We start from the raw sequence: 7,229 nt of genomic DNA on the forward strand, positions 1-7,229 counted from the left end.
TTATTCTTCGCGTTCCATGGTGCATTGCAGCGGGTGCTGATGCCTGCGCGCGAAATCCATGACTTGCCCGACCTTGGTCTCGGCAATCTCATGGCTGAACACGCCAACCACGGCGACACCTTTTTTGTGCACCGTCAGCATGATTTCAAACGCTTGCGCATGGGTCATGCCGAAGAACCGTTCCAGCACATGCACTACGAACTCCATCGGTGTGTAATCGTCATTCAGCAACAGCACCTTATACAGCGGCGGCCGCTTGGTCTTGGGGCGCGTTTGCACCAGGACCGACGTGTCGTCGTCTTCGTCGTCCTTTTCAGACATGATCCACTGGTGTTTGCGCATTGCTGTAAGAGAATCTCGATTAACACTACGAATTGTTTCCCGGCTTATATAACGTCACGGTGGCCAGAGAAAAGAGCAACCGGACGGAAATGCGATGCGGGACAAGCTGACAACAATCGGGTTCGATGCAGACGATACCCTTTGGCATAACGAGCGTTTCTTCCAGCTGACTCAGGCATATTTTGCCGAATTGCTGGCCGATCACGCCGATCACGATCACCTGATGGAACGTCTACTTGCCGCCGAAAAGCGCAACATCCAGCACTATGGGTATGGCATCAAGGGCTTTACCCTGTCGATGATCGAGACAGCGATTGAGGTGACGGAAGATCGCGTACCGGCGCGCGTCATCCGCCAACTTGTTGAAGCGGGGCAGGAGATGCTGGCACATCCCATCGAACTGCTCCCCCATGCGCGCGAGGCCATCGAGGCGGTGGCCAAGACGCATAAGGTTCTGCTGATCACCAAGGGCGACCTGATCGACCAGGAGCGCAAGCTGGCGCAATCCGGATTGGGTGAGCTGTTCGATGGCGTCGAGATCGTGAGCGAAAAAACGGTGGCGACCTATGCGGAGATTTTTGACCAGTACGGTGATGGACCCGACGCTTCGATGATGATCGGAAACTCGATGCGTTCTGACGTGGTGGCCCCAATCGAAGCCGGGTGCTGGGGCGTGCATGTCCCGCACGGGTTGGTATGGGAGGTCGAGCAGGCCGAGGTCCCAACTTCCAACCCACGGTTCCGCGAGTTGAAGGATTTGGGTGATCTTTCAGCATTGATTGATCAGATTTCCTGACCTGTTGCCGTTTGACATCAGTCACAAAAAATTCGATGACACGGCTTGCCTGAAATTCGGCACAATCGCCGGTATGGTGTCCGGGCGCGCATGAAACACCATATGTAGCGTGAATCTGATCGTGTATATGATCCACTCAAACGCAGCTTTCAGTTTCTTTAAACCCGTCCCTGTGTTAGCCTGAAGAATATCAAAATAAAAATTGCTGACCGGGAAAACCCGGCGGCGCGAGGCAGACAGAGGCAAAGATCGTGCAGATTCGGCGGACAGTTCCGGCCCGAATGGGCTTATTACTTATAGCATTTCTGTGGCTGCTTTCATTTGCACCACTTCAGGGCATGGCGGCCCCTTACGCGGCCATGGTGATCGACGCACGCACCGGAGAAGTGCTGCATTCCCGCAATGCCGACACGCGGTTGCATCCGGCATCTCTGACCAAGATGATGACGCTGTATATTGCGTTTGAGGCCGTGCGGAATGGTGAGATCACGTTGGACACTCAGGTGCGCATCACCAAGGCGGCAGCGGCTGAGCCGCCCTCGAAGCTGGGTTTGCGCACTGGGCAGCGAATCGCGTTTCGCTATCTGATCCGGGCGGCGGCGGTGAAATCCGCCAATGACGCGGCAACCGCGATCGGCATAGCCCTCAGCGGGTCCGAGGCGGCGTTTGCTCGTCGCATGACCCGCACCGCCAAGGCGATGGGGATGAGCCGGACCACCTTCAAGAATGCCCATGGTCTGACCGAGTCGGGGCATTTGTCGACCGCGCGGGATATGACCACGCTGGGCCGTCACCTGCTGTATGATTACCCGCAGTACTACAACCTGTTCTCGCGCCAATCGACGAATGCCGGGATCAAGACTGTACCGAACACCAACCGCCGCCTTTTGGCAGCCTATCGGGGCGCCGATGGGATCAAGACCGGCTATACCCGCGCTGCAGGGTTTAATCTGGTTGCTTCGGCCAAGCGCAAGGATGAACGTATCATCGCGACCGTCTTCGGTGGCAAATCAGGTGCATCGCGCAACGCCCGGGTGGCCGAGCTTTTGGATATGGGTTTCCGCCGTGCCCCCTCGCGTGCGCCAATCCGTAAGCCCGCCCGCCCGGCCTATGCAGGGAATGCTGGTCTGGGTAGTGCACAAGTGGTCGCCCAAGCGGGCCCGCCGAAAAAGAGCCTGCGCCCGGTGTTGCGCCCAGTGGCGAGCGAAACGGTTCAGGTCGCGGGGTCGGTCGCCGCAACGGCTGAAAAAGACAACACCCGGATTCAGGACGGTATCGCTGCTGCGATTGCAGCAGCAGACATAGCACCGTCGGATGGCGCCAAGCCTTCCGAAAACGTGGTGCTGGCCTCGGTCGAACCGGCCAAACAGCCCGAGCCTGAACCCGAAGTTGTGACCCGCTTGTCCACTTCCGGCGGTCACCTTTGGGGCGTCAATGTTGGCCGCTACACCACACGGTATGAGGCCGAGAAGGTTCTGTTGAAAACTGCGCTGTCGGAAATGACCACTTTGGAAGGCACTTTGCGTAAGGTGAACCAAAGCTCGCGTGGGTTTGACGCGACATTTCAGGGTATGACCCGCGAACAGGCTGATCTGGCCTGTCGTCGGTTACAGGCGCGCAATGTCACGTGTTTCATGATCGGGCCGTCATAAGACCCGGCATTCTCTCCTGGATGGGCCTGGGCTGCGATGACCTCGCAGCCCATTTTTTATGGTAAATCAATCGAAGACGTGGCCGTGCTTGTACTGTTCATCTTGCCCGGCCGCCGCAGTTAAGGCTGCAACGTTATCCTTGGTGAAGAAACCGTCGTAGTGATGACAACGTTCGATGTATTCGGTGATCAGCAGCGTGTGTTTCGAGTGCTTTGAGAAGATCTGTTTCAGGTTCGGATCATCTTTGCATTCCCCGACCACATGGGCCAGGAACGGAACGCCCTTGTCTTTAAGAGTGTTGACCACGAAATCGACATTTTTCTCACCCGCGCCATGGTCGCCGTCCTGGATTTCAACCGCCATGTGGTGCAAGCGTCGTCCGAAATTACGCACGAAATCCTCGGTTGGCATCGGCAATTGCTCGAAAGAGTTCACGAATGAGGGCGTGTTGTTTGCAGTAAAGACCTTGGCAGGGGATTTCTTGTCGTCATCCACATTGGCATTGCGATTCACATTGGTCGACGAGTTCATGTCGAAGATGTTGTACGCCCCCCAGAAGTAATAAGGCACCATGGTCAGAAACTCGAGGATCGCGTCCTCACGTTCCCCGGCCAGAATGCGTGTCGCCAGATGGTCGATCCCCAGCATCAGGGGTGCGATTTTGCTATCCATCCCAAACGCAGCGGCCTGATCCAGCTTGGCTTGTTCCACATCGCTCAGCAAAACACGGTCGCCTAACCCCAGACTGTCTGAGTCGTTGAAATCCAGCGTGGAATAGCCGACACGATTGCACGTGAAATCCGATGGCGTCGTAAAGCGGTATCCTTCCAGCGTGTAGAACGGATTTTCGGTGTCCCCAGAATATTCGAACCGAATATTCTGATCCTCCAGCGATCCAGTCAGCGCCTTCAGGTCGGTGGCACCGTAAATCTCACCTACATATCGCGTCTGCGGCTTACCGCGCGCCAGCGGGTACATACGATTGATACGCGGGATGAAATCCTCGAATGCCGGGCTGAGCGGAGCCATCAGGATCAGCGCCGGATAATCGGCATGTGAATGCATCACCGAGAACTTGTGTGTCTGTCCCAAATAGCTGGCGGTGTGGCGATAGGGGGTCATCACATAAAGCTCGACCAGCGTGTCAAACAGCGCATCTGTCTCGACCTGAATGACAATGGCCCGCATCGCACCGACTTGATCCGCAATGCCCGAGCTGATGCGGCGCTCGTAAATCCTGGGAAGATATTCGGTGAAGAAGTCCGAGTTCTTCTTGTCGCCCCTTGGCTGGTAGGACATCAGATCAAAAGACATAGGCTCACCTCCTTGCGGCGCGTTGCTTGGATTTGTGGTAGTCAGATCATGCACTTGCCATGCATGCTAGGCGCTAAGGCCTGCATGGGCAACAGTTTGGAGATGGGGTGCCAAAGTTACGTTGTTGTAACTAACGGATGAATTTTGTGACCTCGACTCCGCCCGCGATCAGGTTCTCGCGCACCGAGTGCGCGATCTGAACTGCCGTCGGGCCATCACCATGCAGGCAGATCGTATCGATTGAGGTCTCAAGGCGTTTGCCGGATTCGGTGATGATGGCGCCTTCCTTCACCATGTTCAGAATGCGCGGTCCGGCCAGCGCCGGATCATGGATCACGGCTCCCGGCAGTGACCGATCCACCAAAGTGCCATCGTCGTTATAGGCACGGTCGGCGAAGATTTCGCCCACCCATTTGCAGTCCAGCTTGCGCACCGCTTCTTCTTGTTTGGTTACCGCCAGCACCATGATGATGATGTCCGGGTCCACGTCCAATGCGCCCTGATAACAGGCCCGCGCCATATCGATATCGACCGAGCTCATATTGGCCAGCGCTCCATGTAGCTTTAGATGGCGCACTTCAGTGCCCACCGCCTTGGCCATGCCGATTGCCGATCCCAGTTGATAACGCACCAGATTGCGCAAGCTCTCATGGGGCACTTTCATGTTTCGACGCCCGAATCCCTGCAGGTCAGGAAAACCGGGATGCGCACCGATGCCCACACCGTTCTGGGCTGCCAGAGCCATGGTCTTGGCCATCACATCCGGGTCACCCGCATGAAAGCCACAGGCGATATTGGCTGATGTGATGATCTTCAGAAGGCTTTCATCGTCACCCATCTTCCACGGGCCAAAGCTTTCGCCCATATCGGCATTCAGATCGACGCTCGGCATCGCAATAACTCCTTATTCGGTGGCAGAGATCATTCCGCTGATCAGTTGGTAGGACAGGAGGTCCGGGATGTCATGCGGATCGCGGACCAATGGTTCAACACGGGCGGGCAGGCGGGCAAGGTCGGCCTTAAATGCGGCTTGCAGCGCGATGGCTTGTTCTAGTGTTACGAATTCGAAGCGCACCTCGCCTCCCGCCGGGGTCTGTGCAGCGCGGGGCAGATCACAGGGCAGAACGGTTGCGATGCGCGGGTAACCTCCGGTGGTCTGGCACTCGGGCAGTAGGATGTAGGGCGCACCGGTGCCGGTCATCTGTATATCGCCGGGGGTTATGACTTCGGACAGTATGTTCAACTGACCCTTGGCCGCGAAGCCGTCACCTTCACTATCCAGCTGCATGCCCATCCGGTTGGCTCGGGCGCCGCGGCGGAATGTCGTTTGCGTAAACCGTGCCAGCGTCTCGTCATCGAACAGTGCAGTTTGAAAGCTGGCCACAACCCGCAACGTCCCACCTGAAAACCGATCCTCCGAACGCAGCTTCAGGCCGGTCTTGCCGGTTTCCGTCGAAGGCAGGTGATCACCCGCTTGAACGGCGCGCCCGATCCTTGCGGTCAGATGGGCCGCGCGTGAGCCCAGCGTCATGTCGGTCCCGATCCCGCCACCCAGATTCAGATACCCGTAACTGCCCTGCAGCACCGACCCGACTACCAGCCGCTGCCCAGCCTCCATCTGATGCGAGGCATTCCACAAGACGGGGCTGCCATCGATACTGGCCTGCATCGGTGCGCCGGTCAGCGCGATGGCGGTTGGTGCGGTTGCCTCAAACTCACCACCCATCCCCGCCATTTCGAGGGCGGCGCTCGTTGGGGTGTTACCAAGCAACGCGGCCCCTTCATAAAGCGCAACTATATCTGCGGCGCCCGAACGCGACAGGCCTTGATCCAGATACCCGGTGCGCCCTTGATCCTGAACCGTGCAAGCTGGGCCGATGCGATGGACGATCAGCGTCATGTCGTGATCTCCTCGCAACTCGCACCACCAGAGCCATCAGTGCAGGTTGTACGGATATCCTCAAGCTCCTCGCGCGAGACTGAGATGAACTGCATCTCATCACCGGGGTTGAGGGCAAAACTTTGCTCCATGTCCGGACGAAAGCAACGAAACGCGGTTTGTCCAACATGACGCCATCCGGTTGGGGTTGGCCCCGAGAACAGGACAAATTGCGAAATTGCCAAAACCAACGCCCCTTCAGGTACCATCGGCGTCAGCTCTTTCAGGCGTGGAATGTTGAATTCGGGTCCGAGTGGCCCGAGATAAGGTTGGCCCGGCGCAAATCCGATGGTTAAAACCCGCACACGCGATTGGCTGAGACGATCAATGGCGTCCGCTGGTGACAACCCTGCTGCCAATGCCGCGTCTTCTAGCTGTGGCGCAAGATCGGAACCGTAGACCGTCGGCACTTTCCAGAATCGTCGCCCCGCAGGCAAAGATGCAGCGTACCAATCGCGACTGACCAGCATAGCCCGCAGCAACTCTTCGATGTCCCGATGCGACAGGCTTAATGGATCAAACCTAATAAATGCAGATGCCAGCGAGGCCGAAGTCTCAAGCACGCCGTCAATCTGCTGCGCCTCGACTGCGCCCCGAAACGCCAGGGCGGCGCGGTTGGACGGCTCGGACATGGTTTGCGCAAAGGTCACCAACAGACCGTCAAATCCAACGGTTCGCAGCAAGGGAAACTTAATGTCATTCGTCATATCAAGGTCACAGGCGTATCGGGTTTGCTTTGAAAAGACCTGAGCCTATCCATAGACAATGCGCAAGGCCCTGTAAGACCAACTTGCATTGCGCCTGACGGCGCCGATATCGGGTGCGATTCCGGGATTGGAAATGAATCGCTGATTGCCGTCGAGTCGGTATAGTCTTGTGGGTGACTGTAGTGTTCTCACTATATGTTGGGTTTGAACCAACAAGCACTGAAACCTAGGCGGTATATCTGATGTGCTTGAAGGATGATTTTCGCCGATTTCTATGAGGTGAGTTCCATTCAGCTATTTGAAATTATTGTATAAAAAATGAATTTGAAGTTTTTTGCGATATTCTTGAATTTTCCACTTGCGCGTTGAATGCGTAAGGCATAGAACGCCCTTCACCGGCGCTGCTGAGGTGCTGGGACGCGGTGGAAGCTGCGGAGACGCTCGGGAGAGACTGGGGGCATCTGAGGTTTTTGATTGGG

At 56.7% G+C, this 7,229-nt stretch carries 8 protein-coding genes; 2 read left to right on the plus strand and 6 right to left on the minus strand.

The genetic code is table 11. The annotated features are described in order from the left end of the window. Positions 1-342, minus strand: coding sequence for an ATP-dependent Clp protease adapter ClpS (clpS, locus tag ACR0AW_RS15845; RefSeq protein WP_170396046.1), 342 nt, complete (start codon positions 340-342; stop codon positions 1-3). Between the two features lie 94 nt (positions 343-436). Between clpS and ACR0AW_RS15850 the strand changes: the two genes are divergently transcribed. Together ACR0AW_RS15850 and ACR0AW_RS15855 are read left to right on the plus strand one after the other, a co-directional pair. Beyond that, on the plus strand, positions 437-1,138 hold the full coding sequence (locus ACR0AW_RS15850; protein ID WP_170566512.1) for an HAD family hydrolase: 702 nt from the start codon (positions 437-439) through the stop codon (positions 1,136-1,138). Between the two features lie 281 nt (positions 1,139-1,419). Then, positions 1,420-2,790, plus strand: a complete 1,371-nt coding sequence (locus ACR0AW_RS15855) for a D-alanyl-D-alanine carboxypeptidase family protein (RefSeq protein ID WP_170396050.1) — start codon at positions 1,420-1,422, stop codon at positions 2,788-2,790. A 66-nt stretch (positions 2,791-2,856) separates the two neighbouring features. Here the strand turns inward: ACR0AW_RS15855 and ACR0AW_RS15860 are convergent, their stop codons facing one another. The 5 genes from ACR0AW_RS15860 to ACR0AW_RS15880 all read right to left on the minus strand — a co-directional run. Continuing rightward, positions 2,857-4,104, minus strand: coding sequence for a hypothetical protein (locus tag ACR0AW_RS15860; protein ID WP_170733635.1), 1,248 nt, complete (start codon positions 4,102-4,104; stop codon positions 2,857-2,859). Between the two features lie 130 nt (positions 4,105-4,234). Continuing rightward, the gene (locus tag ACR0AW_RS15865) at positions 4,235-4,996 is read right to left on the minus strand and encodes a 5-oxoprolinase subunit PxpA (protein ID WP_170733636.1); all 762 of its coding nucleotides are present in this window, start codon (positions 4,994-4,996) and stop codon (positions 4,235-4,237) included. A 12-nt stretch (positions 4,997-5,008) separates the two neighbouring features. Continuing rightward, complete coding sequence (locus tag ACR0AW_RS15870) at positions 5,009-6,004, minus strand: 5-oxoprolinase subunit C family protein (protein ID WP_170776386.1); 996 nt, start codon at positions 6,002-6,004, stop codon at positions 5,009-5,011. Further along, on the minus strand, positions 6,001-6,750 hold the full coding sequence (locus tag ACR0AW_RS15875) for a 5-oxoprolinase subunit B family protein (protein ID WP_170514130.1): 750 nt from the start codon (positions 6,748-6,750) through the stop codon (positions 6,001-6,003). Before ACR0AW_RS15875 ends, ACR0AW_RS15870 begins: the two co-directional genes overlap by 4 nt. 294 nt (positions 6,751-7,044) lie before the next feature. Next, positions 7,045-7,229: hypothetical protein (locus tag ACR0AW_RS15880; RefSeq protein WP_480439327.1), on the minus strand; the 185-nt coding region annotated here is incomplete at its 5' end.

The organism is Ruegeria sp. C5, from assembly GCF_056537605.1.

Excerpts from the sequence above, each read along its gene's own strand:
- clpS (WP_170396046.1), bottom strand. The coding sequence starts at position 342 with ATGCGCAAACACCAGTGGATCATGTCTGAAAAGGACGACGAAGACGAC.
- ACR0AW_RS15850 (WP_170566512.1), top strand. The coding sequence starts at position 437 with ATGCGGGACAAGCTGACAACAATCGGGTTCGATGCAGACGATACCCTT.
- ACR0AW_RS15855 (WP_170396050.1), top strand. The coding sequence starts at position 1,420 with ATGGGCTTATTACTTATAGCATTTCTGTGGCTGCTTTCATTTGCACCA.
- ACR0AW_RS15860 (WP_170733635.1), bottom strand. The coding sequence starts at position 4,104 with ATGTCTTTTGATCTGATGTCCTACCAGCCAAGGGGCGACAAGAAGAAC.
- ACR0AW_RS15865 (WP_170733636.1), bottom strand. The coding sequence starts at position 4,996 with ATGCCGAGCGTCGATCTGAATGCCGATATGGGCGAAAGCTTTGGCCCG.
- ACR0AW_RS15870 (WP_170776386.1), bottom strand. The coding sequence starts at position 6,004 with ATGACGCTGATCGTCCATCGCATCGGCCCAGCTTGCACGGTTCAGGAT.
- ACR0AW_RS15875 (WP_170514130.1), bottom strand. The coding sequence starts at position 6,750 with ATGACGAATGACATTAAGTTTCCCTTGCTGCGAACCGTTGGATTTGAC.